This is a genomic window from Kitasatospora sp. NEAU-CNBT7 (assembly GCF_057220535.1).
In genome coordinates this window covers 44,475-70,312 of sequence record NZ_JBXQQB010000022.1, presented here as the reverse complement: position 1 = coordinate 70,312, position 25,838 = coordinate 44,475, and the positions used below count along the sequence as shown (strand labels likewise).

The window sequence follows — 25,838 nt, the reverse complement described above, 5'->3', positions numbered from 1 at the left end:
GTGCGGCATTCGGCCGCTGGGGTGCCGGCTCAGCCGTCCGCCGGCGGCGCGTCGGCCTGGTCTTCGCGGGCGGCCTGCGGTTCGGTCGGTGCCGCCTGGTCGGCTTCCAGGGCGGCCGCGAGCTCGGCGGCCTTCCGCGCCCGGTAGTAGTCCTGCAGCCACCGCCGTTTCACCGCCCCCGAGTGCCTGCGCCAGCTGCTCAGGTCCACCAGCAGCCGCGCCCAGTCCACCGGCACCTGCCGCTCGCGCAGCTGCCGCACCGCGCCCGGCAGGTGCCGGTGCAAACCGTCCACGCTCTGCCGCGACAGCAGGTTCAGCCGCGTCTCCGCCGACGACTCCCGCACTCCCTTGTCACCCTTGGCGACAGCGTCGGCGAAGGCCGCACCGAGACTGCGGCCGTACCGCCCGCCGGCCATCGGCGTGACCTCACCGCCAGCGCTCTCTGCGGCCGCCGCATACTGCTCTCGGCGCTGCGAGGCGATCAGCGACGCCACGGTGTAGTACGCCCGCTCGACGTCCGGATCACGCAGCTGCTCCTCCGTCAGCCAGCCGGCCACGAACCGGTGCATGAACGGAACGGCGTCCAGTTCCTTGCCGCGGCCCCGGCGCAGTGCGGAGCGCGCGCCCGGGTCCTCGAAGCTCAACCGGTCGACCCAGCGGGTGAACACCCTGGCCTTGTGAAACTCCGCCGCCGTACTGCCGTCCTGGGACCCCCCGCGTACCGGCTCGCCCGCCGGCACCCGAGTCTGTCCTCCAGGTGGTTCTTCCCGAGGGACGGGCAGAACCACCGCGCTGACATCGCTCACTTGCCCTCCGTTGTGCCACCACGGCTGGCAGCGCCGGCCTTGACCGGGGCCTTGGCTTTCACAGGCCCCCCGTACAGTTCGATCCGCGCATTCGAGCAGGCTTTCGCCCCCCGCATCGTGCCGAGCGCATTCGCCGTGACGTCGTCGAAGACCCGCTCCGCGATCCGCCGGAAAGACGTCGCCGCATCGTCGAAGCTGCGGCTCTCCAATCGGCGCCAGAACTCGTCACCGGCGGCCGGCCAGTAGCGGGCGCCCGCGTCGACGGCCCACGTGCAGTCCCGGATCTTCGGCGCGTCCGTGAACTCGGCCCAGGCCTTCTTCACCGCCCGGTCCAACCGTGCCCCGTACCGCTCCCCCAGCACCCGCAGCCTCCCGACCTCCAGCGCAGCGGCGAGGTCGGACTCCTCCACCAGCCCGAGCACCGGGGGCGTCGAGGCATCGACGAACTGCACGTCCTTGGCCTGGCCGTCCTGCTCGAACCCCAACGCCCGCACCCGCAGGAACTCCGACACCTCTGGCGCCGTACCGAACGCCTGCGGCCGCACCGCCTGCGCCGTACCCGGCGGCCTCTTCAGCAGCAGTGCGTCCAGGTCCCGCCACAGCGCCCGCTGCGAATCCGCCTGCCGCGGATACGGATTGCCCTCCTTGCTGACCTGCCAGATCAGGTACGGATCCCCGCCGCGGGAGATCTTCGGACGCCACGCCCACGTGATGAACGCATCCGCAACCCGCTCCCCCGACGCATCCGGCACCAGCAGCAGCGCGTGCTGCGAACGGGCCGTCAGCCGCGAGCACGGCCCGCTCACCGCCGGCGGCACCCCCGCCGGGTCCGGGAGCTCCGGCCACTCCCACGGACACAGATCCTCACCGCGGCGTACCGCGTCCTCCGGCTCCGGCAGGCCGGCCAGCAGCGTCTCGAACAGCGTGTCACCCTCCGGGTGGTACGACAGCGTGCTGCGCAGCGGGCCGGCCAGCGCGTTCGCGGCCGTCACCGCCCCGGAGGTCCGGCTCGAACACCGGCCGGACGGCCCGTAGTAGTGCCAGACCAGCAGATGCAGCACGGCCTCCGCCGCCGTCGGCAGGTCCGGCTGCCGCGCGGAGACATGCCGGAACCAGGCATGGTTGTTGCCCGATGGCCGGTTCACGACCAGCTTGTTCACCCCGGCGCTGCTCGCTGGGTCGCACTCGGCGGCCAGCCGGGGATCCTGCAGGAACGGCCGCACCGGATCGAAGAGCCCGAACCTGCCGTGGACCTGCGCCACGTACGCCTCGATTCCGGCAGGATCGAGACGTCCCCGCTTCACGATGGCGCGCCGGCGGCGCGCCCAGGGCTGCGACGAACCTTCGGGCTCGGCCTCGTCCAGGCTGGTGACCCGGGCGGTCAGCGCGTACAGCAGCCGGTACAGGGCGGACAGGGCAGGCGGGATCGACACGGTGATCCGCTCGATCTCGTGGCTGCGCAGCAGGAGGTCCCGCAGACCTACCGCCTCCGGGAACCCGTCATCGCCGGGGCTTTGCGGCGGCTGCGGGGACGTCGCGCCGGCGGCGCGCCGGGCAGCAGGGGCCCACGCGACCGGGATCCATGGCGTGTCGAACAGGTTGAACGGATCGGGCCGGGCGGTTTCGGGCAGCATCCTGCCTCCGGTCAAGGGCTGGGTGTGAAAGGCCGGGCCTGGGTAGGCTGCGGCGGATCCCCGCGCGAGCGGGGGTGAACCATGAGGCGCTTAGAACTGGCCGCCATGGTCCGTCTCTCCCCGCGCGAGCGGGGCAGCGTGGTCCTGGCAGAGCACTCACGCTCTGCCAGGACCGATGCACATCACGCTACACACAAGTGAGGCGCTTATAAGGCTAGTTGGCGGAAATGCCGATGCTGGAGATCTCGATCTCCCGCCCCCCGAGCCTGCACGTCCACCGGCCATCCGCACCGCGGGAGACCGGCAGCAGCACCAAGTCCTCGAGGACCGGCCGGGACTGCCAGGACTTCGGCACCTCGTGCTCCTCATCTCGGCCGGCCAGCCAGCTCCCCGGCAGCGGCACCGTGTGCCGCACCACCAGCGCCACCTGCTCCCGCGACAACACCTTGCCCTTCGGCAGCGGCACAGCCCCGGCCACATCCAGGCACTGCCGCCCGTCGGCCTGCACGAACACACACACCGCCCGGCCGCTGTCCGCGCCGAGCCGGGTCGTCAGCAACTCCTCCGTCACACCCTGACCGGCACTGCTCAGGTCCGACAGATCCCGGGCGTCACGCGGCGCCGGCACCGCCACCAGCTCCGCAAGCTGCTTCTCCGCGGCCTCACCCGCGATCCGGTACGCGTCCAGCCCCGCCAGCCGGTCCCGCTCCGCCGCCGACTCCAGCCGCTCCCCGAAGTCGGCCGCGTACACCTCGTCCACCAGGCTCTGCACATCCCCCGGAACCGCGATCCCCGCACCCGCCCGACGCTCTAGCAGCCCGCTGGTCCGGGCCAGCAACGAGGCGTCGTACACCGAACCCCACGACCCCGAAGCCTCCACCCCGCCTTCGGAACCCAGCGGCTCCAGCACGACCAGCCGCACCTCGTCATCGGCCCCGGCCCACACCGGCCGCCCGCCCGCACGCTCGTGCCGCTTGCCCCGCCCTGCGCGCTGCAACAACTGCGCCAACGGCGCCAGATCACTCACGACCAGATCGAAGTCGAGATCCAGCGACTGCTCCACGATCTGCGTCGCCACCAGCACCGATCCCGGCCGCACCGCCGCCGCGGCCCCGGCCGCCGGCTTCCCGTACCGGACCTCACAGGCCTCCGAGATCTCCTGCCGTTGCCAGGCCGGAAACCGCGAGTGCAACAACCGCAGCCCGCCCTCGGCCGCGGCCAGCTGCGGCAGCGCCACCTGCAGATCCAGGAACGTCCTCTGGGCCTCGTCCACCGTCGTGCAGCAGACCAGCACGCAGCCGCCCTGCTCCACCGCCGGGGCCACCAGCTGGCGCAGTGCCTCCCGGCGCCCACCGGCGACCGGCTCGGACGCCGGATCGTCCCGCACATCCCAGCGCACCCGCTGCGTCCGCACCTCCAAGGTCCGAGGCCTGGCCGTCCCCACCTTCCGCGGCTCAGACACCCGCCCGCTCGCCGCGTCAACCCACAACCACCCGGGGTAGCACGGCTCCACCGCCGCCCGGTCACGGAACCCCGCACCCCGCCGGTACGCCTCCACCAGCGAGCTCGCCACCACCCCGCTCAACGTCGCCGACAACAGCACCACCGGCGCCTGCAACGCCCCCAGCCACTCCAGCAACCGCACCAGCAGACTGTGCATCCACGGCCCGTAGGCGTGCGCCTCATCCACCACCAGGACCTTGCCCGACAACCCCAACAGGCGCAGCACGTTGTAGCGCACCGGCAGCACTCCGGTCAGCGCCTGGTCGATCGTCCCCGCGCTCAACGGCGCCAGCAGCCCGCGCCGACCCGTCCGCAACCACCGGCCCGCCTCAGTACTCGTCGCGCCGTCCGACAGCACCCGAGAATCCCCGCCGGCCACCTCCTCGTACGCCGGACTCAGCCACGCCATGCTGTGCAGCAGCGTCAGCGCACGCTCACCGCTGACATTCGCCTCCGCGAACCGCCTGACCCGCCCGAACATCGCATCCGCCGTCGCCATCGTCGGCAACGCGAAGTACACCCCACCCGCGCCCGACGCCCTCGCCACCACCGACGCCGCATGCAGCGCCGCCTCCGTCTTCCCGTCCCCCGTCGGCGCCGTCACCAGCAACAACCCAGGACCATCGACCAACCCCGGCAGCCGCGCCGCCAGATCCGCCTGCAACGGATTCGACGGGAACGGGAACTGCTCCTCGAACGACTTCACCGGGAACGACGCCCTGCCGAGCCCCGCACCCCGCACCAACGCGGGCGCCGCCGCAACAGCTCCGTCCCAGTGTGCCGCCAGCTCCCCCTCGGTCCCCGACCAGCCCGGCACCGGCAACCGGGCCTCGATTGCGTGCTCCTGACTCGCCAGCCAGTCGGCCACCACCACCAACCCCGCCACCACCACTGCCGCCCAGGCCGGCAACACATCCCCCGGAACGTCCACCGCCCCCGTCAACCGGCGAACCGCCTCGGCATGAGCCGCCCGCTGCTCCTGCCAGCCACCCGCGCCGAGGCCTGGCTGGTAGCCGACCGGGTTGGCCAGCTCCTTCTGCTGAAGCGCCTCGCCGAAACGCCCGTGGTGTCCGCCGAGCAACTGCGCCACCTGATGACTGAGCGAGTACCGCACCACCTCGTCCTGCGGATACCCCCACGCGGCCAGTAGCGCCGGCAGCGCCCAGTGGGTGGCGATCTCGTGCCGCAGCCCCTGCGCCGACCCCGCGTACGCCGGATCCTCCGCCACGCCGGCGAACGCCTCCGGCACCCGGGCCTGGAAGGACGCCGTGATCTTGCCGATGTCGTGCAGGCCGGCCCAGAAGCTGACCACGCTACGGCAGGCCTCCTCCGTCAGCCCCATCTCCTGGGCGATCCGCCGCCGCATCACAGGCCCGACCAGGTCATCCCAGAGCACCCCGGCGACGGCCGCGGTGTCCAGCAGGTGGCACACCACCGGATACGCACGCGTCAGCCCCCGGCTTTTGCCCCAGAGCCTGGCATCCAAGACCGGACGGCCACCCTTGGTAACGAACCCTTCATCCTCAGTCATGGGCACAGGGCTATCAGCTGCCACTGACAATCCATCAGTGCAGCCGCCCGGCCAGCCCAAATCCCCGACCGCGCCGGACGGGAGACAGCCCCGGCCCGTAGGCTGGGAGCCGCAACACCTGCCACCGAGCAACTGGCCGGGCGGCCGCAGACAGCAGGTGCTCTCGCCGGTCAAGGAATTGCAAACCCGCCCCAACGCTGCAGGTCGGAAAGGGTCCTCCCCGCGCGAGCGGGGGTCAGCCGAACCCGGGGGCGGGCTTGGACACCTGCCACTCGTCCTCCCCGCGCGAGCGGGGGTCAGCCGGTCGAGGTGTACGTGCCCAAGGGCGCGTCCTCCCCGCGCGAGCGGGGGTCAGCCGAGTTCGGCGAGGTCCTCGTGGAGCCGGGCGGCGTCCTCCCCGCGCGAGCGGGGGTCAGCCGCTGGCGAGTTGTACGTCGGGCTGACGCAGGGGGTCCTCCCCGCGCGAGCGGGGGTCAGCCGCACGCCCCGAACACGCCGGGGCAACCCCGAGTGTCCTCCCCGCGCGAGCGGGGGTCAGCCGCTTGGACCAGAGGCCCATGGTCATCTCCAGGCGTCCTCCCCGCGCGAGCGGGGTCAGCCGATCTCGCTGACCGACCCGGCGCCGGCCGCCGTGTCCTCCCCGCGCGAGCGGGGGTCAGCCGTCGGATCCGCCGGGGGGCCGCTGGGGCTGGGGGTCCTCCCCGCGCGAGGCGAGGGCTCCGTGGCCGTGTCCTCCCTGCGGGAGCAGGGGTCAGCCGAACCCACGCTCGACCCAGCAGGCAATCCAGTGGTCCTCCCCGCGGGAGCGGGGGTCAGCCGACCGTGGCAGCCGCGCTGCGGGAGGTGGAGGGGTCCTCCCCGCGAAGGCGGGGGTCAGCCGGCGACGGGCAGGTCCGCGACGAACGTGCCGGCGTCCTCCCCCGCGAAGGCGGGGGTCAGCCGAACCCCACGGCCACGCTCCTGGGCTGGGCGGCGTCTTCCCCGCGGGAGCGGGGGTCAGCCGACGCTCCGAGGCAGGAACGCCCCCCACGGTGGTCCTCCCCGCGGGAGCGGGGGTCAGCCGTGGTGGCTCATGGCGCCGGACCGTAGCAGCGGGTCTTCCCCGCGCGAGCGGGGCTTGGTCGGCTCGGGTGAGGGGGATTACCCCGAGCTCGCATGCACGTCGCGGGTGACTGCGATGTTCTGCGCGGAAGTGCGCACTACTGGTAACTTCGAGAGTATGGATACTTATCCGATCACTGAGGCCAGGAACAAGCTGGGGGCTCTTGCGCGGCAGGTCAGCGCCGAGCAGAAGCACATCGCCCTCTCGGACCGGGGCCAGACCATGGCCGTCCTGATCAGCCCGGCCGAGCTGGAGGAGCTGGAGTACCACCGGGCGACCGCGGAGTACCTTGCCCGTAAGGCGCGGGGTGAGTCCGGACCGGGTGTTCCGCACGATGAGGCCCGCCGTCAGGTTCTCGGAGAGGCTTCGTGACCTACAGCATCGTCTGGGAGCCCGAGGCCCTGGCCGTGGCGGAGAAGTACGCCGCCGGTGACCGGTCCGGGATCCAGCAGGTCTTCCATGCCGTCGACCTGCTCGCTGACAATCCCCGTCCCGCGGGTGCTTTCACCGTCGGCGCCAGCGGGATCTACCGGATCCAGGTCGGCTTCTACCGCATCCAGTACGAGGTCCAGGACCAGACGGTCACCATCACCGTCTTTCATCTCGGCCGGGCATGACCCAACCAACCCGGCAGTCCTCCCCGCGAAGGCGGGGGTCAGCCGGTCCAGAACGACGCCGGGCACTGGTCCACCGCGTCCTCCCCGCGGGAGCGGGGTCAGCCGGACGGCAGGGACGGAGCGGAGGCAGGAACGTCGTCCTCCCCGCGACGGCGGGGGTCAGCCGCCGAGTTACCGCACCCGCATGGAGTTCTACTGGTCCTCCCCGCGACGGCGAGGGTCAGCCGCCCATCGCATGCAGCACGAGCGCGAGGTAGATGTCCTCTCTGCGAAGGCGGGGGTCAGCCGTGATCTGGGCCGGGCAGGCTCTGCCCTTCCAGGTCCTCCCCGCGGGAGCGGGGGTCAGCCGGGGTTCCCCCGGGGGAACCCGCTGGGTTCCCGGTCCTCCCCGCGCGAGCGGGGTTCAGCCGCCGGAGGGCGAGAAGGTCGACCTCACGAAGAAGTCCTCCCCGCGCGAGCGGGGGTCAGCCGGTGAACTCGGTGATGAACGCGATGGTCGCGACGTCCTCCCCGCGGGAGCGAGGGTCAGCCGGCACGTGAGGGCTATGACGCGATGGTCGAGCGGTCCTCTCCGCGCGAGCGGGGGTCAGCCGTACGGGCGCAGGTGGTGGCGACGGGCGGCGCCCGTGTCCTCCCCGCGAAGGCGGGGGTCAGCCAAGGCTGGTCTCTGCGAAGCTGGCCGCGCAGTCGTCCTCCACGCGGGAGCGGGGGTCAGCCGGTGCACCAGCACCGGAAGCGCTTCACGCGCTCGTCGTCCATGCGGGAGCAGGGTCAGCCGACGGCCGTGCCCTCGACGCGGGCTTCCAACTCCTCGAACAACGAGCCGATCTGTCACCCCTCCCCCACCACCACGATAGAAACGAGCAGCCCCGAGCACAGCCCGGATGGAGGTCGGATGTCGGCGGCAGGCGCTAATGTCCGTGCTCGCCGTCGATGGGAGAGCTGTGAACACGCACGTGGACTGGTCCGGAGTCCGGGAACGCGTCATCGCTGTGGAGAAGGCCGAACGGCGGGCCCGTGGCTGTGAGCCGTCTGGATACCCGACGTTCGAGCCTGTCCTGACACCCGCCGAGATCGCGGAGGTCGAAGCACAGCTCGGCGTCACGCTCCCTGACGAGTACCGCACGTTTCTGGCAGAGGTCGGGGCCGGCGGCCCCGGCCCGGCACTCCACCTCACGTCGTTGTGCCGGATCGACGGGACATGGGGATGGCTCTGGGACGGGGGGTACCACTGGCTGCTGGACCCCAGCGGTCCGTTCGTCGAAACGGAAGGCTGGGCCAACCAGCAGATAGCGACCCTGCGCGCCGCTGGGTACGAGCCCACTACCCGCGATGAAGACGACGACTACCTGGACGACTACCGCAACGTCTTCGGCGACGCCGGTGACGAGGCCTGGTACCTGGAACGCGGCCGGGGGGCGATCCTCATCAGCGACAACGGCTGCGGGATGACCGGCTGGCTCATCATCGTCGGCCCGCACCGCGGGGAACTACGCGACCGGGACTGTGCGACCAACCCGCCCTTCGAGACGTACCGCGACGCGAAAGGCAACCCCCATACCTTCCGCACCTGGTACCTCGAATGGCTTGAGCAGCGTGAGAGCGCAGCACGATGATCAAGAGCTGGTGACCACACCCGACCCACGCCCCGCGACCTACTCAACCCTTCCCTTCAAGGAACTGCACCCAACGCCTTTTAGCCTCCCCGCGTAGGCGGGGGTCAGCCGGCGATGCAGGCGCGGTCGCTAGGCTGGCCCGGTCCTCCCCGCGGGAGCGGGGGTCAGCCGGCGGAGCCCTGTACGGCCTGGGCCGCGGCGCCGTCCTCCCCGAGGGAGTGGGGGTCAGCCGCCGAGCTGCGCGATGACGACGCCCATGTCTGCGTCCTCCCCGCGCGAGCGGGGGTCAGCAGGCCGGACGTCGTGATCGGCTGGTCGACGATTCGTCCTCACCGCGCGAGCGGGGGTCAGCCGGCGACAACGACTGGGACGCGCTCAGCGAGAGCGTCCTCCCCGCGCGAGCGGGGGTCAGCCGACGATGCGCGACAACCAGGCCGCGGCAATTCTGTCCTCCCCGCGGGAGCGGGGGTCAGCCGCTCTTGTAGAGCTGCCCGTTGATCTGCTTCGCGTTCTCCCCGCGCGAGCTGGGTTGCGCCCAAGCGCCTTGTAGGGGTTGCTACGGTCCGCTACATTTCCTGTATGAAGCAGTTGAATGTGCGCCTGGATGACACGGTTCACGAGGTTCTCGAGCAGCGCGCGGAGGCCGCTGGGATGAGCCTGACGGACTACGCCCGCAAGGTGCTGGTCGAGGAGGCGGACGAGCGGCGGGAGCGGTTCCTGACCGCGGCGGCGCACTTCTCCCAGACATGGGGTCCGGCGTTCGAGGCCGAGTTCGGCCCCTACCCGTCCGTTGCGCGGGCCGGAACGGCGGACGCGGCGTGATCCTGCGCGTCGACCGTTCATGGCTGCTCGACATCGCCCACCAGTTCCTGCCGGCCGATCCGGACGTCACCGACTACGGAACACTGGCCGCCGCGGTGGCCCGGCACGTCGACGAGGTCATGGACGTACCCGTCTACGGGGCACCGCACCAGCGCGCGGCCGCACTCATGCACCAGCTGGTCCGGGTACCGGCCCTGGAGTTCGCCAACGAGCACTTCGCCGCGGTCGTCGCGGCCTCCTACCTCAGCGCCACGGGCGTGATCGTCACAGCGGAGCCGAAACAGGCCGTCGAACTCGCGGCACGCATCCGAGACGGCCAGGCCGACGTACGCGACACCGCAACCGCCATCCGCTCCTGGTACCGCTGACCACCACACCCCACCTCACGCCCCCCGGTGCCCGCCGGAGAGCCTTCCCCGCGCAGGCGGGGGTCAGCCGCACGACGGCCAGGTGACCGCCCAGGCCGCGCAGTCTTCCCCGCGGGAGCGGGGGTCAGCTGGCGGCGTCGAAAACCAGGGTCATGTCTGGTCCGTCCTCCCCGCGGGAGCGGGGATCAGCCGGCCGTCAGCTGGACGACCGGTTCCGACTGTGGTCCTCCCCGCACGAGCGGGAGTCAGCCGACCGGCATGACAGAGCTGGACTACTGGCTGAGGTCCTCCCCGCGCGAGCGGGGGTCAGCCGTCCTGGGGGCGGAACATATCCGGGTACAGGGTGTCCTCCCCGCGCGAGCGGGGGTCAGCCGTCCCCGCAGTACGTGGGCTGGCGGATCGACCTGTCCTCCCCGTGGGAGCGGGGTCAGCCGCGGCAGACGGCCCCGACGGTGGTAGCAACGTCTTCCCTGGGACAGCATCGCGATACGGTGGGAGCAAACTGACGGATAGTCAATAGATTGCAAAGTGCTGCTAGCGCTGCAGGTGGCGAAGGGTCCTCCCCGCGAAGGCGGGGGTCAGCCGTTTCAGAAACTGGCCCTCAAATGAGGGCCAAAGTCCTCCCCGCGAAGGCGGGGGTCAGCCGCCGAACCCGTTCATGCCGAGGCAGGATTCGTGTCCTCCCCACGAAGGCGGGGGTCAGCCGTTTCAGAAACTGGCCCTCAAATGAGGGCCAAAGTCCTCCCCGCGAAGGCGGGGGTCAGCCGCCGAACCCGTTCATGCCGAGGCAGGATTCGTGTCCTCCCCACGAAGGCGGGGGTCAGCCGGCTCCTCGTGAGTACGGAGGGAAGGTTGAGGGGTCCTCCCCGCGAAGGCGGGAGTCAGCCGCCCTACCAGCCGCAGCGCGGCGAGGCCGGCGTGTCCTCCCCGCGAAGGCGGGGGTCAGCCGTCATTCAGCGACTCCAGAAGGTCGAATGCCCCGTCCTCCCCGCGAAGGCGGGGGTCAGCCGAGGTCGGCGCGTTCCTGCATGGTGCTCCGGATGTCCTCCCCGCGGAGGCGGGGGTCAGCCGCTCGCCGGGATGTTCGCGAGGCTGTTCACGGAGTCCTCCCCGCGGAGGCGGGGGTCAGCCGCAGGTCTGATCGACCAGGAGGTGACCATGCCGGTCCTCCCCGCGGAGGCGGGGGTCAGCCGGCAGCCGAGATGGCGGCCGACGCCGCCGACCTGTCCTCCCCGCGGAGGCGGGGGTCAGCCGCTTCCTTCCAACTCCTTAGTCTGCTGGGCAACGTCCTCCCCGCGAAGGCGGGGGTCAGCCGAACAGCACGGTCAGCGCAACGGCCGCGAGCAGGTCCTCCCCGCGGGAGCGGGGGTCAGCCGGTTTATGGAGGCGGCGCGGCGACGATTGCGCGGTCCTCCCCGCGAAGGCGGGGGTCAGCCGGCCCGTCGGGAAATGCTTCTGATGCTGGCCGAGCCCTCCCCGCAGGAGCGGGGGTCAGCCGGTGCGCATGAACTCGGCGCGGCCGTCAGTGAAGCCCTCCCCGCGCGAGCGGGGGTCAGCCGAAGGCGCAGTAGTCGTCGAGCTTCTTGGCGACGTCCTCTCCGCGAAGGCGGGGGTCAGCCGTCGCTGGGGTCAGCGGGAACCCCGGGAACGCTGTCTTCCCCGCGAAGGCGGGGGTCAGCCGTTGTACGCGATGTCGACGTACCCCTCGGCCTTGCCTTCCCTGCGGGAGCGGGGGTCAGCCGGCGTCGAACGATGCGGCCCTTGCGTCGGGCGCGTCCTCCCCGCGGGAGCGGGGGTCAGCCGGAGGCAGGCCCGGAGCTGTCCGCGATGGTCGGATCCTCCCCGCGCGAGTGGGGGTCAGCCGACGGCGTAGGCGTGCGCGTCGCGGACGGCCGGGTCTTCCCCGCGCGAGCGGGGGTCAGCCGTAGGTGTCGCGCTCTTTGGACGCCAGGAGGAGGTCCTCCCCGCGCGAGCGAGGGTCAGCCGGAGGGCGCGGCAGCCGGCCTGGCCCACATGCGGTCTTCTCTTGCGGAAGCGGGGGCCTTCCCGAGCCACAGGCGGCCCTGTCGGTGACAGCAAGGTCTTCCCTGGACAGCATCGCGATACGGTGGGAGCAGACTGATGGGTAGTCAAGAATTTGCAGAGTGCTGCCAACGCTGCAAGGGCGAAAGTCCTCCCCGCGGAAGCGGGGGTCAGCCGACCATCATCCAGTTCTCGGACGGGCGCTCCGGGTCTTCCCCGCGGGAGCGGGGGTCAGCCGGGAACCGCGAAGGCGCTCTCCACCTCGCTGCGGTCCTCCCCGCGGGAGCGGGGGTCAGCCGAGCTCCTTGGGCAACGCTTCCACCTCCGGTGCGTCCTCCCCGTGCGAGCGGGGGTCAGCCGTCGAACGCCCGCGCAAAGGCTGTCGGCAGGTCGTCCTCCCCGCGGGAGCGGGGGTCAGCCGCTGCCTGCACACTCCCGACCCGACCGAAGGCGGTCCTCCCCGCGCGAGCGGGGGTCAGCCGCCGGATCACCCGCCGCCGGAGACGAGACCGCCGTCCTCCCCGCGCGAGCGGGGGTCAGCCGGCGTTGTAGCCGTAGGCGGCCCAGTTGTTCAGGTCCTCCCCGCGAAGGCGGGGGTCAGCCGCACATGTACGACACCACCGAACAGTGGAACCCGTCCTCCCCGCGGGAGCGGGGGTCAGCCGCCGTCCCGGCGGAACGCCTCGGTGGCGAGGTCGTCCTCCCCGCGCGAGCGGGGGCAGCCACCACATGCGGTGACGAAGCGTAGCCGGCTCGGGTGTTTCCGCTGCGAGCGTAGATGGTCTCGTGGCATGCCCCGCGGTCCGCCGTCGCGTCCCCGGCGACGGCGGACCGCGCAGTCGGGCGCCACCACGACGACTCCGCCGCTGAGGGAAGCGTCGGACAATGCCGCCAACGAGGTGCAGTATGCCCTGCACCAATGACGCCCTTGACGCCCCGTCATCCTTGCGAAACGGTGAAGCAAGTACGCGCAACCGGCTTGCCAAGGGAGGGTCGCATGACGCTACGGTTCCTGGGGATCTACCCCAACACGCCGAACGACGGGTCTCCGACGATCTGGGTCGAGGAGGAGACCGGGGATCTGATCATCCAGTCCTGGAAGGCCGACGAGGCGACCGTCCGCCGGGCGCAGGAGGTCGGCTCGGTCCCGGGCCACACCACGGACGTCCCGGAGCACGAGACCGTGATCCGGCTGCCCGCCAACATGCTCCAGTTCATCCCCCGCCAGGAGGGCCAGCGGTGACCGCCGTCCGCGAGGGCTTTGCCGCCGCCCGGCGCTCCGCAGTGCACCTCGAGATGCGTGACAGCTACATGCGCGACGATCCGGTGTTCGTCGCCTGGCAGGAGGGCCGTCCGTTCGACCCGGCCGAGGAGTACAGCTCCTGGTCGAAAGTCGTCCACGACGCCGTGGGCCGCGGGATCGGGATCCGGCGTGCCAGGATCGTCTCCGAGCCGGTCAGCGACTACATCCGCTGGGAGCACGAGATCACCGAGCGGCACAATCTCGCGGCCGGCGAGCAGGTCCGGTGGCTCCCCCGCCGCCGTACGACCGATCTCGCCCTTCCAGGCGTCGACTTCTGGCTGTTCGACACCGACACGGTGGTGTTCAACCACTTCACTGGGGACGGCCAGTGGGCCGAGAACGGCATGGAGGTCGTCACCGCCCCGGACGTCGTGAAACTCTGCGCCGCCGCGTTCGAGGCCGTGTGGGAGCGCGGCACCGACCACGCGAAGTACGTGATCTGACCCGCCTGGCAGCCAGCCCCTCATGCCCGCTTCCCCGTCCTCCAGCGCCCAGGCCGCGCGCAGGGCCGTCGCCGACCGTCTGCGCGAGCTGATGCTGGACGCCGGCCTCCAGGGCCGGGAGCTGGCTGCCCTGTGCGGGTGGAACCCCGCCAAGACCTCGCGCATCATCAACGGCAGAGCAGCGCCGTCCGACGCCGATATCCGTGCCTGGTGCTCGGCGTGCGGCGCCGAGGGCCAGGCCGCCGACCTTGTCGCCAAGTCACGTGCCGCGGATTCGATGTACGTCGAGTGGCGCCGTATGGAACGCACCGGCCTGCGGCAGGCCCAGGAATCCGTGCGCCCCCTGTACGAGCGCACCGAGCGGTTCCGCACCTACTCGTCGTGGCTGCTGCCCGGCCTCGTGCAGACCCGCGCCTACACCACCGCGATCCTCTCCGCGATCCGCGACCGTCGCGGCCTGGTGGACGACGTCCCCGCCGCGGTCGAGGAGCGCATGGCCCGCCAGCACATCCTCACCGACGGCAACCACCGCTTCGCCCTGCTGATCGAGGAATCGGTCCTGCGTAACGGCCTCGGCGGCCCCGACGTGATGCGCGAGCAGCTCCGGCATCTCCTCGTCATCGGCCGGCGCCCGAACGTCTCCCTCGGCATCGTGCCCATGCAGCCGATGCGCGACAGGGCGTGGCCCGTCGAGGGCTTCTGGATCTACGACACCGCGCAGGTCAGCGTCGAACTCGTGTCCGGCTATCTGACGATCACCCAGCCCAGCGAAATCGCCATGTACGGGCGGGCTTTCGCGGAGTTGGGTGAGCTTGCGGTTCACGGCGCCAAGGCGCGCGCGCTGATCACGGCCGCGATCACCGGCCTCGGGTGAAATCGCGCAATCGAGCGCAATCGCGTTGAGTAGCAAGTCCGCTACTCCGTAGCGTCGTTGGTGTCGCCGGTGCGAGGAGACCGATCCGTCTCGGGACCCTGGAAGCGCACCGGGCGACATCCCCGACGCCGAGGAGATGCCGATGGCCGCCGCTGTCCATGCCCTGCCGACGGTGGCCGCCCGGGCCACCCTCGCGATCCGCCACCGGCCCGACTCGCGGACGGCCGATCCGGACGGTCTGCAGCGCGATGCGGCGGATACTCACGATCGTGCGCGTCCGGCAGGCGTTGCTGACCAGCTCGGTGTCCTCGGTCAGATCGTCTGGTTCCCGGTCGGTGGGCTTGCGGTGCACCCGCCCCGTGCGCCGCGGGCGGACCGGCTCCCGCACCCTGCCCGTCGCCCTCCGGGCGGGCCTGGACGAGGAGTACCACAGCGGTCTTACCGTGGTCGGCCGCCTGACCCGCGGGTGCTGGAGGTCACCCCCGACCCGTGCGGCAAGACCGTCCTCGCCGACCTGCGAACGCCTGCCGGCTGACCGCCGGCCCCACCGGATCCGCCCCGCCTCAGGTCCAGCACACCGGACCTGGGGCCGGGGGCCGGCACCACCCAGCCGCACCACCCGGCGCGGCCGACCCGCACCAGCCAAAGGAGCACCACCTATGAGCACCGCGGTCACCGTCCACGGCTACGACCCCGAAGGCGCGAAGGGCCTCGCCTGGATCAAGTCCAGCAAGTCCAACCAGCAGCAGCTCGACGACTCGATCGGCATCGCCGTCGAGGCGGACGGCGCGATCCGGATCGGCATCACCACCGACCCGTCCCAGGTGCCGCTCACCGCCACCTCGGCCAAGCTCCGGGCGTTCGTCGCCGGCGCCAAGGCGGGCGAGTTCGACCACCTGGTCTGACCCGCCCCCACGAAGGGCGGCCCCCGGACCATCCAGCGCTCCGTCCGGGGCCGCCCCGTCCCACCAGACCCCCGAAGGGATGACCGTGACCGTTCTGCCCCGCCTGGTCGACGACCCCGCACACTTCCTCACCCGCTGGCCCGACTCCCCGACCGTCTACGAGCCCGAGGGCGCCCGGCTCGACCGATGGTTCAGCCGCGCCGACGCCCGCAGAATCGTCGGCGATCCCACGCTGCGGCCGGTCGAGCTCGGCATGGTCCACCAGGGCGCACCGTCCCCGCTCGCCCCCGACGCGGACCACCCCACCCACACGCTCGTGTTCAACGGGCTCCACCTCACGTGGCCGCCCCTGCGCGACGCGGCGCAGGTGCTCGCCGCCGAGCTCGGCCACCCGGTGACCGCGAACGTGTACCTCACCCCGGCGGGCTCGACCGGATACGGGCCTCACTGGGACACCCACCACGTTCTCCTCGCCCAGGCCGAGGGCGCCAAGACCTGGCACCTGCACCCGCCGATCGTCACGGACCCGCTCGACCGGCACCGGTGGACCGCTGTCGGCTTCACCGGCGAGCAGCTCCACACCGTGGAACGCGACGCCTTCACCATCACCCTGACCGCCGGCCAGGTGCTGTTCATTCCCCGCGGCTGGGTCCACTTCGGCCACACCGGGAAGGCGCACTCGCTCCACATCACCTTCGGCGTCCAGCTCCTGACCCGATACTGGATCGTGCAGCAGCTCCTCGACCAGGCCGCCGAGTCCCCGGCACTGCGCGTCTGCCTCCCGCCGGGCCTGAGCGGACACCCGGCCGAGCATCTGGTCGAGGACGCCCGCACCGCGGTCCTGGACTTCCTCGGCTCGCTCGACCCGGCCGGGGCCGCGCGGCCCGTCCGCAGCAGGCAGCAACGTGCCGTCCTCGGCATCGGGTAGCGCCCCCGAGGTATCGGCATGACGACGGAACGGACGGGCGTGGGCAAGCACCGCAGGACGTGCCAGTGGCAGGGATGCCGGAAGTTCGCCAACCTCCGGGACCTGGACACCGGGCAGGACTTCTGCACCCCGTGCGCCGTCGCCATGCTGCACGCAGCGGCCGACCCGATCACGAACTACCGCGAATTCGAAGGCACCGCGTACGCGGACGCCCTAAGGGACCGTCCGGTCCTCGGCCTGTTCGGATGGCCCGGCACGACACCCGTGTGAGCGCTACTCTCGGACCGACGCCGAGCGGGAGGACGGACAGTGCTCGACCCGGAAGACGAATCCTTCGCCGACTGGTACGCCGACCGGCAAAAACGCCGACGCCCCGTCGGCACCCGCGACGCGATCCCGCTCGTCCCCGGGCCCAGGCGCGGCGCCCACCTCTTCCAGGACACCCCGCGCATAGTCGTGGAGTGGGACGGCCACGCCTGGCAGCCGATCGGGGTTGCCGACACCTACGCGCAGGCGTACTCGCTGATCATGCGCAGGGACGGTGAGCTGATCCCTCCGCAGGACGACACACCGGTCCAACTACTGCGGAAAGGCACCGGTCGGCACCGCCGACCCGACCGTCAGCACTAGCTGGTGCATGTCCATCTTCCAGCGGGAGCGGGGGTCAGCCGGCGACCTGGGAGCCCTGGATCTCGTACGCGGTGTCCTCCCCGCGAGAGCGGGGGTCAGCCGCACCAGGCCCACGGGCGCGGGGCGAGGTCAGGGTCCTCCCGCGCGAGCGAGGGTCAGCCGTTCGAGAAGACGATGTCGAACGTCAAGGCCGTGTCCTCCCCGCGGGAGCGAGGTCAGCCGGGCACCGAGGCTCCGGAGGACGACAGCTGGATGTCCTCCCCGCGTAGGCGGGGGTCAGCCGCACTGGCCGCCACTCACCATCCGCTTCCCGCAGTCTTCCCCACGGGAGCGGGGGTTCCCCGCGGGAGCAGGGGTCAGCCGGCGCCGTTGGCCAGCGCCGCCATCCTCCCTGTCCTGGGCTGGCGAGCCGGTACAGTTCCTCGGTGCGTAGCTAGTCGGGGGTGTGTCCCCTCGGACACCCGGGTGACCGCATGGGACGGCAGCCGCTGACATGACAGATAGTCAAGGAGTTGCAAAACGCTCTGAACGCTGCAGGTCGCGAAGGGTCTTCCCCGCGGGAGCGGGGGTCAGCCGGAATTTCCCACAGCGCGCCGCATTGCAAAAATGTCTTCCCCGCGGGAGCGGGGGTCAGCCGCCGTTCGAGCTCGCCGTCCGGTACGACTGGACGTCCTCCCCGCGGGAGCAGGGGTCAGCCGGCATCGTCGGCTGGCACACCCGTGTCCCCATCGTCTTCCCCGCGGGAGCGGGGGTCAGCCGTTCACCGACGAGGCTGGCTGGCACGCTTGGACGTCTTCGCCGCGCGAGCGGGGGTCAGCCGGCCCTGGGGGTCATGCCAGGGTCCAGGACGCGGTCCTCCCCGCGCGAACGGGGGTCAACCGGTCGACGACGTCGACAAGCGGCAGGCCAAGGGGGCCTCCCCGCGCGAGCGGGGGTCAGCTGGCCGCCACGCCGCAGTAGAACTCAATGCGGGTGTCCTCCCCGCGGGAGCGGGGGTCAGCCGCTGATGGGCACTCGGCCCGTGGAGAGGTTCTGGTCCTCCCCGCGAAGGCGGGGTCAGCCGGCAGCAACGTCGCTGTCGGCCGTCAGCGACTCGTCCTCCCAACGAACGCGGGGTCAGCCGGTGGGAATCCTATCCAACAGCGTTGGACTCGCGCCCTCCCCGCGAAGGCGGGGGCCAGCCGTGTCCGAACCCGGACGGTCCACCCGTCCCCTGCCCTCCCCGCGGGAGCGGGGCCTGCCCGAGCCACAGACGGCCCCGTCGGTGGTAGCAAGGTCTTCCCCTGGACAGAATCGCGATACGGTGGGAGCAGACTGATGGGTAGTCAAGAAATTGCAGTGCTGCCAACGCTGCAGGCGGCGAAGGTCCTCCCGCGAAGGCGGGGGTTAGCCGACCGGCATGACAGAGCTGGACTACTGGCTGAGGTCCTCCCCGCGGGAGCGGGGGTCAGCTGGCACGGACGGCCACCGCGACCATTAGCACCAGGTCTTCCCCGCGGGACGCGGGGGTCAGCTGGCGCCGGCTCCACCATCCCCGGCGGGCTCCTCGTCTTCCCCGCGGGAGCGGGGGTTAGCCGCGCCGCGACTTTATCGGCTCGTGGCAGGCCCGGTCCTCCCCGCGGGAGCGGGGGTCAGCCGGTCCAGGACGAGAACGGGACGCACTTTGAGAGGTCCTCCCCGCGGGAGCGGTGGTCGGCCGGTGCTCGCCGGTCTTGGGCTGGTCGCCTGGTGGTCTTCCCCGCAGGAGCGGGGGTCAGCCTGACGGCAGCCCGGTCGCCTTCACCAAGCCCGGGTCTTCCCTGCGGGAGTGGGGCCAGTCGACGGCCTCACGGCCGGAGCTGATGCACATCACGTCTTCCCCGCGGGGGCAGGGGCCAGCCGGGCTACCGTCAGCACCTCTACCAGAAGCTGGCTTCCTCCCCGTACGAGCGGGGGTCAGCCGGTCTTTGCCGAACTTCGCCGTAGGGGCCTGGTGTCCTCTCCGCGTAGGCGGGGATCAGCCGAAGAAGGCCGAGCTCTCGGACCAGGCGGATCAGTCGTCCCCGCGCGACCGGGGGTCAGCCGCCCACCGTCATGATCTCGATGTGGTCGGCCCAGTCGTCCCTGCGCGAGCGGGGGTCAGCCGCCCACCGTCATGATCTCGATGTGGTCGGCCCAGTCGTCCCTGCGCGAGCGGGGGTCAGCCGGTCGCCGGTGGTGATGACCTTGGATCGGAGTTGTCCTCCCCGCGTAGGCGGGGGTCAGCCGCGGCGCGACGCGGAGGGCGAGAACCTGTTCGTGTCCTCCCCGCGGGAGCGGGGGTCAGCCAGAGGGCGCGGCAGCCGGTCTGGCCCACATGCCGTCTTCCCTGCGGGAGCGGGGGCCTGTCCGAGCCACAGACGGCCCCGTCGGTGGAAGCAAGGTCTTCCCCTAGACAGCATCGCGATACGGTGGGAGCAGACCGACGGATAGCCAAGAAATTGCAGAGCGCCGCCAACGCTGCAGGTGGCTAATGAGTCCTCCCCGCGAATGTGGGGGTCAGCCGACCACCGAGGCCCGCGTGGCCGAGCTGGAGCCGTCCTCCTCGCACGAGCAGGGGTCAGCCGAGCTTGGCGACCTCCCTCACGAGGTAGTTCTGGTCCTCCCCGCGCGAGCGGGGGTCAGCGCGGCAAGTGGAGCGCCGTGGCCGTCCTCCCCGCGAAGGCGGGGGTCAGCCGTTCCTCAACAAGCCCATGAGCGGCACCCCCGCGTCCTCCCCGCGGGAGCGGGTCAGCCACCTCAGCGACCCGCCAGTACCCCGGCAGGGCCGTCCTCCCCGCGGGAGCGACGGTCAGCCGGTCTGCGAGGTGGAGGCCTGGGTGACGGCGACGTCCTCCCCGCTCGCGGGGGTCAGCCGGCCCCCGCGCGGGGGGTGTAGTCGTGCCACAGGTCCTCCCCGCGGGAGCGGGGGTCAGCCGGTGGCCACCGAGGCGCCGCGCTCGCGGCCGATGTCCTCCCCGCGGGAGTGGGGGTCAGCCGTTCGCCGACGAGGACGAGTACCTCCACTACGTGTCCTCCCCGCGTAGGCGGGGGTCAGCCGCCCGGCTTACGCGATAGCTTGCTCCGCCCCGGGTCTTCCCTGCGAAGGCGCGGGTCAGCCGGCCGTCGTCACCCCCGGCACCGTCGGCCGCGTGTCCTCCCCGCGTAGGCGGGGGTCAGCCCGGGACGACCGTCCCGAACAGCGGCCACAGGATGTCCTCCCCGCGGGCGCGGGGGTAAACCGGACGTCTACCAGGCGGACCAACTGCTCATGGTTCCCTCCCCGCGCTGGCGGGGTCAGCCGTTCACCTCTCGTACAGCCTGGTCGTCATCGGGCGCCTTCCCCCCTGCGAGGGGAGGACGGCTCCGGCGGTGTGTAGAACTCCCCGAGCCACGGCTGACCCCCGCCTGCGCGGGGAGAATTGGACCAGAGAGCAACGCATCCGGCTCATCCCTGCAGATGCCGGGAGCAGGAGCGGCAAGCATATCGCTCATCGGTCGCGGATGAGGTGAAGGCCTCTGGTGCGGCTGTAGCGAAGCCGCTGGAGCGAGCTTCCCTCAGAACAGCTTCCGTCGGGCTCCAGGATGATGACATTCCTCCGACGGACAACGCCGATGCCCGGATTGTCCCAGGTGTCGGCGGGTGGGAGGTGCTCGAACCAGCTGTACGGGATGGCCACGGTGTTGAGCAGCAGATCTTGTTGCTGTGCGCGGCGGACGGCGATTGTGTCGTCGCGGATCTGGTGTCGCGTGAGGTCTGCCCGGTGTCGGCCTTCCGGGTCGTAGCTGTAGTGCCGGCTGGGGTGCCCGTCGATGGGGTTCCGGAACAGAACGACGACGTCGGTGGTCGGTTCCGCGAGGCGCGAGCGGGCGGCGAGTCCCGAGGTACTGTCGTCGCCGTGTCCGTGGGCGCCGCCGCTCTCGAGGAGGTGGATGTCGGTTGGGGTTCCGTCGGGGCGGTACGGCTGCAGGGCGAAAGCTTTGGAGGCGTTCCGCTGGTTGGCGAGCTCGGCTTGCCAGGCGTTCCAGGTCTCGGCCAACAGGAACCCCGCCGGACTGTTGGGAAAGGAGTCCGGACTGTAGAGGGACTCGATGAGCGTCTCGTTGTCGCGGGGCGTGACGATGCAGGCGATGCGGGAGTTCGGGTTGGCTTGGCGGGCGGCGTCGCAGTCAGGGCACGTTTTCTCACCGGCGAGAGCGTCGAGCATGTGGTGGGTGGCTGCGAGCGTGTAGGGGGCGTAGATGTAGGCGTCGGGATTTCCCGGACGCGAACGGCTCGCGGGATGGACGAGTGGCAGGTGGTCGTGGTCGGGGGTCCACAGGACCGTCATTCGGGGGGTGCGCATGCCGACAGGGCGGTTGAGGTTGTTGACGGTATGCCGGTGGAGGCGTCCGCGGCGTTGGATGATCAGGTCGATGGGGGCGAGGTCGCTGTAGAGGCGATCGGCGTCGAGGTCCAGTGACTGTTCGATCACTTGGGTTGCGATGACGAGGAGTCGGGGTGGCCGGTTCGGGTTGGCTGCGGTGCGGAGTTCTCCCGGACCGAGGCGGCTGCGGAGTTCGGTCTCTTGCGCAAGTCGTTGGCGGGGCAGCAGTTGGCCGTGCAGCAGGACGATCTCTCGCTCGTGCCAGCCGTACTTCTTTGCCAGCGATACCGCCGCTGCGTAGAGGTTGTGGGCGGAGTCGACGCGGTTGCGGATGACGGTGGTGATGCCGCCGGCAGATGCCTCTCGGAGGATGTGGTCGGCGAGGGCGGCGGGTCCGGGGTCGGGCACCAGGTCGATCCGGGTGTGGAGCTCGGGGGGTGCTTCTGCGGGAGTCGGGTGGGTGAAGGAGCCGTGCTGGTCGACGAGGGTGATGGGGCCCTTGCTGGTGGTGGGCTGGGGGATGGTGCGGTGCCCCTTGCACCATGCGGTGATCAGCTCCTGGCGAGTGGCGGCGGGGAGGGTCGCGGAGAGAATCAGCACGGAGGCGCCCGCGTCCGCGAGCCACGAGATCGCGGCGCCGAGGAGTTGTTCCTGGAAGAGCTCGTACGCGTGGGCCTCGTCGATGACAAGGGTCTTGTTGGCAAGGCCGAAGAGGCGCAGGAACCAGTGGGTTGAGCGCTGCGAGGCCAGGGTGATCTGGTCGACAGTACCGACGCCGAAGGTGGAGAGGAGACCGAGGCAGCGGCGGAGGTACCACGGGTCGAGGACCACGCGGGAGTCGCTGGGAGCTCCGTCGCTGCGGTCGCAGATCGTGGCTTCGATGAATGGGTCGAGGTCTGTGAGATCTGTTGGTTGGGCGGTGGCCGCGTCCAGGAGTCGGTGGACGGTGTCCGTCGCTGCCGCGGACGCGTGGACGATCGCCAGGTTGGCCTCGGTGGGGGTGCCGAATGCCTTGGTGAGGAAGCGGATGTGTTCGCCGGCGGCCTGGTCGGTGGCGGCCCGCGTGGGCATTGCCGTGTAGAGACCGTGGTAGCCGTTGGTCCGGGCGAGGTGGTGGGCGTACCAGAGGGCGAGAGCGGTCTTTCCCGAGCCGGTGCCCGCCTCGATGATGCCCAGCATCGGCCCCTGGGTCGGGGCGGCGCTCATGGCTGCTTCCTGGAACGGGCGGGGGGTGGGCGTGTCGGGGAACAGCTGGTTCCATGTCGTGGGCTCCGGGGACCAGGGGTGGAGCCGCAGGCCGCGCACGGCGTCCTCGGCCTGTTGCTGCGAGTGTTGCCACCACTGCTCGATGGTGCCGGCTTGGCGGTAGGTGAACCGACGTTCGTCGGAGGCAATCCAGTCGGCGGTGACGACCAGGCCAGCCATCAGGGGCAGGGCGGAGGGACGGTCGAGTCTGGTCCGCTCGGGCACTCGTTGCAGATCGATTCCGAGAAGGGAGGCGAGGGTGTCGATGAAGAATCGGTGGACCTCGTCCCAGTCGCACGTTGGGGCAGTGCCTTGCGCACGTTGGAGGAGGTCCGGGCCGGGGAAATGGCCGTGATGGGCACCGAGGAGCAGAGCGAGTCGGTGAAGTCCCTCGTGGCGGGTAGTGTCGCCACCACAGTCCTGGCATGAACAGCCGAGCAGCCGGGGCAGGCAGTGGGCGGTGATGAGTTCGTGTCGCATACGGCGGACTGCCCGGGGGTCTGAGGGCAGCGGTAGTCCCGCCCGGCGGGCGATCTCCCGCCATTCGCGGCCGGCCGACTGCAGGTGCCGTTCGGCCGGATCGGCGAACTGGAGCAGGAACCCGGGCGATGCCTTCCCCAGGTCGTGCAGCGCGGCGAAGAACATGGCGTTCCGTCGGGCGATCTCAGGACTCCCCGGTGCCAGGGCCTCGACCAGTCGGTCCCGCACCGGTGTGGCGAGGTAGCGGTCCCACAGTTCCCCAGTACAGGCGGCGACGTCGAGCATGTGGACGAGGAGTGAGTTCCATGCCGGTCCGCCGCGGTTGCGGCTGATCTTGAAGCGGTCCGTCTTCCCCCACACCGCGATCCCCGCGAGGGTGATTCTCTGTGGTCTCATCACCTGAACCACTTCCTTGCCGCTAGTCTCCTTGATGTGACGAATAGTCAGACCTCAAGGATGCCATGCTCTCTGGAGGGATCTCAGCATCCACCCATCAGATGGGACCCGCGAACCGAAGCCTGCCAGCCGGTACTGACATCGACCCATGGACATGGCCCCGCCGTCCGACGCGTGAGCCTCCTCGCACTTCTGCGGGACGCCGACGACTTCGCCGGGTTGGTGAGCTCGACGCCGGGCGAGGAAGTCGCCGTACTGGAGTACCTGATGGCGATCCTGTATGCGGCAAGGTGCGTACCACGCACGACGGACGAGTGGTACCAATGGGTCACGAGCGGGGAGTCGTTGGAACGTGCGGCCGTCTGGCTGACCGACGAGCCCGACGACCGGTGGAACCTGTTCCACCCTCAGCGCCCGCTGGGGCAGAACGCTCTGCTGTCCCCCTTCATGGCCGAACACGGGGTGGGCTCTGCGCAGCTCGTCATCGAACGGGCGGGGGACTACAACCAGTTCTTCGACAAGGTGCACCTGCACGACCCGGAACCGATGGCGCCCGATGCCGCGTTCCGGGCCATGCTGACCCAGCACGCCTACGGTCTCGGTGGCCGGGCGATGGCCAAGGCCGACTGGCTGGGGCCTCAGCTGACGTACCAGGCGGTCGGGCGGCTCGGCACGCGGGTCCGCGTTCTGGCCAGGGGCCGGACCCTCGGCGAAACGCTGCGACTGAACCTCGCCCCGTGCGACCACAAAGATGTCGGAACCTTCAACTACTCCTGGACCGACGGCCGGCCCGGTCGGCGCACGTTCCGTGCCCGGAAGACCTCGCGGCACCCTGACGGCCCGGCAGACCTCCATTCGTTCCTCGGCCGGTCCATCCTGCTGCGACCGAAGATGGTCGGGGGCCGGGTCATGGTGGACCGTGTCCTGCGGGCGGCGGGTGAGCTGCTCGATCCCCTGCCGTCCCTCTACCTCCAGGACGCGGTCCTTCAGCCCAGCAGGCAGGACGGGAAACCGGTGCCCATGCGTCCGAGCGAGGAACGTGCGCTCTGGCGGGAGTCGCACGCGGTGTACGCGGCGACGTTCAAGGCTGATCCCGCGCTGGCCAAGGGTTCAGACCTCTACGACCGTCTCGCACGTCTGCGCGACCGGAGGGTCGATCTGGCTGCCGTCGGCCTGATCTCGCGTCAGGCCACGGCAACGGCATGGGTGTTCGACACCTTTCCCTATGTTCCTGGGCGAGAGAGTCAGCTCAAGTGGGCTGCCGACGAGGGCGCCGGTATCTGCGAGTACGCCGCCAAGGCCCTTTACGCGGCCGCCGCGGTGGCCCGGGACATCGCCCACCCCAATCCCAAACCCGCGGACAAGCCGAAGCTGCTCAAGCACTTCAACGGCGAACCGGAGCTGTGGCCGGCCGCCGCCGACCCCTTCCTGATCCTGGTTTCCCAAGTGAGCGACGGCATCAGCCCCGCGGACGGGCCGCTGGAGGACTTCGGCCGGGAAATCCGCGAGCTTACCTGGAAGGTCCTGAGGAACCGCCTGCAATCGCTCCCGCCCAACGGCCGTGGGATGAACGCCCGTGCCCAGGCGGAGCAGCGGCTGCGGAAGAAGCTGTCCAGCTCGACCTGCCCCCCGTACCTGAAGGAGCTCTCCGCGTGAGCGACCTGCAGCTGCCGCTCGACCTGTCCGCGCTCCTCGGGACGGAACTCGCCGATAACCCGGTCACCGACGACGGGCACAGGCCCGAGCGCACCGCTGAACAGCGGCTGACCAGCTGGCTGTGCGGACTAGTCTTGTCCCGCGACTACGGACGGCTGTCCGAACTGCGTCGGCCCGAGGCGCTGACCGAACCCCGTTTGCGGGCTGCCTCCTTCACCTTCGAGGAGGCGCACCGGCCGGCTTTCGAGCGGGTCGCCTTCCTGTTCGCCCGCTTCCACGCGGGCAGGAGCGTCCCGCATGCCGGTTACGGCTCCGTTGGCGATGCCCTGCGCCGCGTCGGATCGCCCGCCGGGCGGGGGCCGAACGATCCGGGGGCCAAGCGCCTCCTCGACCGGCTGGTGGCTTCACGCGAGGTCCCTGTACGACACCTGCAGCACGCGGTCGAGCGTGTGCGGGCGTGCGACGTTGCACCGCCGTCCTGGGCGCAGCTTGCGAGCGACCTGTCCGCGTGGAAGGACCGCAGTCGGGTGACCCCGTACAGCTGGGCGCGGGCCTTCTACACCCCTGACTACTCTCCGAGGAAGAACGGCTGA

The 25,838-nt window shown here is 70.9% G+C and carries 18 protein-coding genes and 2 CRISPR repeat arrays; of the genes, 14 read left to right on the top strand and 4 right to left on the bottom strand.

Features of this window, described 5'->3' with window-relative positions:
• Positions 1-29: 29 nt before the first annotated feature.
• From casB (AC2TEW_RS25840) to cas3 (AC2TEW_RS25830), 3 genes are all read right to left on the bottom strand, one after another.
• On the bottom strand, positions 30-668 hold the full coding sequence (gene casB / locus AC2TEW_RS25840) for a type I-E CRISPR-associated protein Cse2/CasB (protein ID WP_484625745.1): 639 nt from the start codon (positions 666-668) through the stop codon (positions 30-32).
• 134 nt (positions 669-802) lie between these two features.
• Entirely contained in the window at positions 803-2,440 is a 1,638-nt protein-coding gene (gene casA, locus AC2TEW_RS25835) for a type I-E CRISPR-associated protein Cse1/CasA (protein WP_484625744.1), read from the bottom strand.
• Positions 2,441-2,654: 214 nt separating this feature from the next.
• Positions 2,655-5,474, bottom strand: a complete 2,820-nt coding sequence (gene cas3 / locus AC2TEW_RS25830) for a CRISPR-associated helicase Cas3' (protein ID WP_484625743.1) — start codon at positions 5,472-5,474, stop codon at positions 2,655-2,657.
• A gap of 213 nt (positions 5,475-5,687) precedes the next feature.
• Positions 5,688-6,015: direct repeats of the CRISPR family, unit length 29 nt; unit sequence GTCCTCCCCGCGCGAGCGGGGGTCAGCCG.
• A gap of 636 nt (positions 6,016-6,651) precedes the next feature.
• On the opposite strand from cas3 (AC2TEW_RS25830), the gene AC2TEW_RS25825 reads away from it, so the two are divergent.
• From AC2TEW_RS25825 to AC2TEW_RS25770, 12 genes are all read left to right on the top strand, one after another.
• Complete coding sequence (locus tag AC2TEW_RS25825; protein ID WP_484625809.1) at positions 6,652-6,948, top strand: type II toxin-antitoxin system Phd/YefM family antitoxin; 297 nt, start codon at positions 6,652-6,654, stop codon at positions 6,946-6,948.
• Positions 6,945-7,193, top strand: a complete 249-nt coding sequence (locus AC2TEW_RS25820; protein ID WP_484625742.1) for a type II toxin-antitoxin system RelE family toxin — start codon at positions 6,945-6,947, stop codon at positions 7,191-7,193. Before AC2TEW_RS25825 ends, AC2TEW_RS25820 begins: the two co-directional genes overlap by 4 nt.
• Positions 7,194-8,113: 920 nt before the next feature.
• A complete protein-coding gene (locus AC2TEW_RS25815; protein WP_484625741.1) occupies positions 8,114-8,809 on the top strand; it encodes an SMI1/KNR4 family protein in 696 nt (231 codons plus the stop codon).
• A gap of 579 nt (positions 8,810-9,388) precedes the next feature.
• Positions 9,389-9,631 (top strand): plasmid mobilization protein, encoded by a 243-nt coding sequence (locus tag AC2TEW_RS25810; RefSeq protein ID WP_484625740.1) that lies wholly within the window; start codon positions 9,389-9,391, stop codon positions 9,629-9,631.
• Positions 9,628-9,999: a fic family toxin-antitoxin system, toxin component gene (locus AC2TEW_RS25805; RefSeq protein WP_484625739.1), complete on the top strand. Its 372-nt coding sequence runs from the start codon at positions 9,628-9,630 to the stop codon at positions 9,997-9,999. Before AC2TEW_RS25810 ends, AC2TEW_RS25805 begins: the two co-directional genes overlap by 4 nt.
• Positions 10,000-12,168: 2,169 nt before the next feature.
• Positions 12,169-12,686: direct repeats of the CRISPR family, unit length 29 nt; unit sequence GTCCTCCCCGCGAAGGCGGGGGTCAGCCG.
• A 332-nt stretch (positions 12,687-13,018) separates the two neighbouring features.
• On the top strand, positions 13,019-13,264 hold the full coding sequence (locus AC2TEW_RS25800) for a hypothetical protein (RefSeq protein WP_484625738.1): 246 nt from the start codon (positions 13,019-13,021) through the stop codon (positions 13,262-13,264).
• Complete coding sequence (locus tag AC2TEW_RS25795) at positions 13,261-13,767, top strand: DUF6879 family protein (protein WP_484625737.1); 507 nt, start codon at positions 13,261-13,263, stop codon at positions 13,765-13,767. The genes AC2TEW_RS25800 and AC2TEW_RS25795 overlap by 4 nt, the downstream gene beginning before the upstream one ends.
• Before the next feature lie 22 nt (positions 13,768-13,789).
• Positions 13,790-14,641 carry a helix-turn-helix domain-containing protein gene (locus AC2TEW_RS25790; protein WP_484625736.1) on the top strand — a complete coding sequence of 284 codons (852 nt, stop codon included), beginning with the start codon at positions 13,790-13,792 and terminating at the stop codon, positions 14,639-14,641.
• Between the two features lie 659 nt (positions 14,642-15,300).
• Positions 15,301-15,546, top strand: a complete 246-nt coding sequence (locus AC2TEW_RS25785) for a DUF397 domain-containing protein (protein ID WP_484625735.1) — start codon at positions 15,301-15,303, stop codon at positions 15,544-15,546.
• A gap of 79 nt (positions 15,547-15,625) precedes the next feature.
• Entirely contained in the window at positions 15,626-16,474 is an 849-nt protein-coding gene (locus tag AC2TEW_RS25780; protein WP_484625734.1) for a JmjC domain-containing protein, read from the top strand.
• Positions 16,475-16,492: 18 nt separating this feature from the next.
• Positions 16,493-16,744 carry a hypothetical protein gene (locus AC2TEW_RS25775; RefSeq protein ID WP_484625733.1) on the top strand — a complete coding sequence of 84 codons (252 nt, stop codon included), beginning with the start codon at positions 16,493-16,495 and terminating at the stop codon, positions 16,742-16,744.
• A gap of 39 nt (positions 16,745-16,783) precedes the next feature.
• Complete coding sequence (locus tag AC2TEW_RS25770; protein WP_484625732.1) at positions 16,784-17,104, top strand: DUF6087 family protein; 321 nt, start codon at positions 16,784-16,786, stop codon at positions 17,102-17,104.
• A gap of 3,488 nt (positions 17,105-20,592) precedes the next feature.
• Here the strand turns inward: AC2TEW_RS25770 and cas3 (AC2TEW_RS25765) are convergent.
• Entirely contained in the window at positions 20,593-23,589 is a 2,997-nt protein-coding gene (gene cas3 / locus AC2TEW_RS25765) for a CRISPR-associated helicase Cas3' (RefSeq protein ID WP_484625808.1), read from the bottom strand.
• Positions 23,590-23,763: 174 nt separating this feature from the next.
• Here cas3 (AC2TEW_RS25765) and AC2TEW_RS25760 point away from each other — a divergent pair, with 174 nt between their 5' ends.
• A complete protein-coding gene (locus AC2TEW_RS25760; RefSeq protein ID WP_484625731.1) occupies positions 23,764-25,245 on the top strand; it encodes a type I-E CRISPR-associated protein Cse1/CasA in 1,482 nt (493 codons plus the stop codon).
• Positions 25,242-25,838, top strand: coding sequence for a type I-E CRISPR-associated protein Cse2/CasB (gene casB, locus AC2TEW_RS25755; protein ID WP_484625730.1), 597 nt, complete (start codon positions 25,242-25,244; stop codon positions 25,836-25,838). The genes AC2TEW_RS25760 and casB (AC2TEW_RS25755) overlap by 4 nt, the downstream gene beginning before the upstream one ends.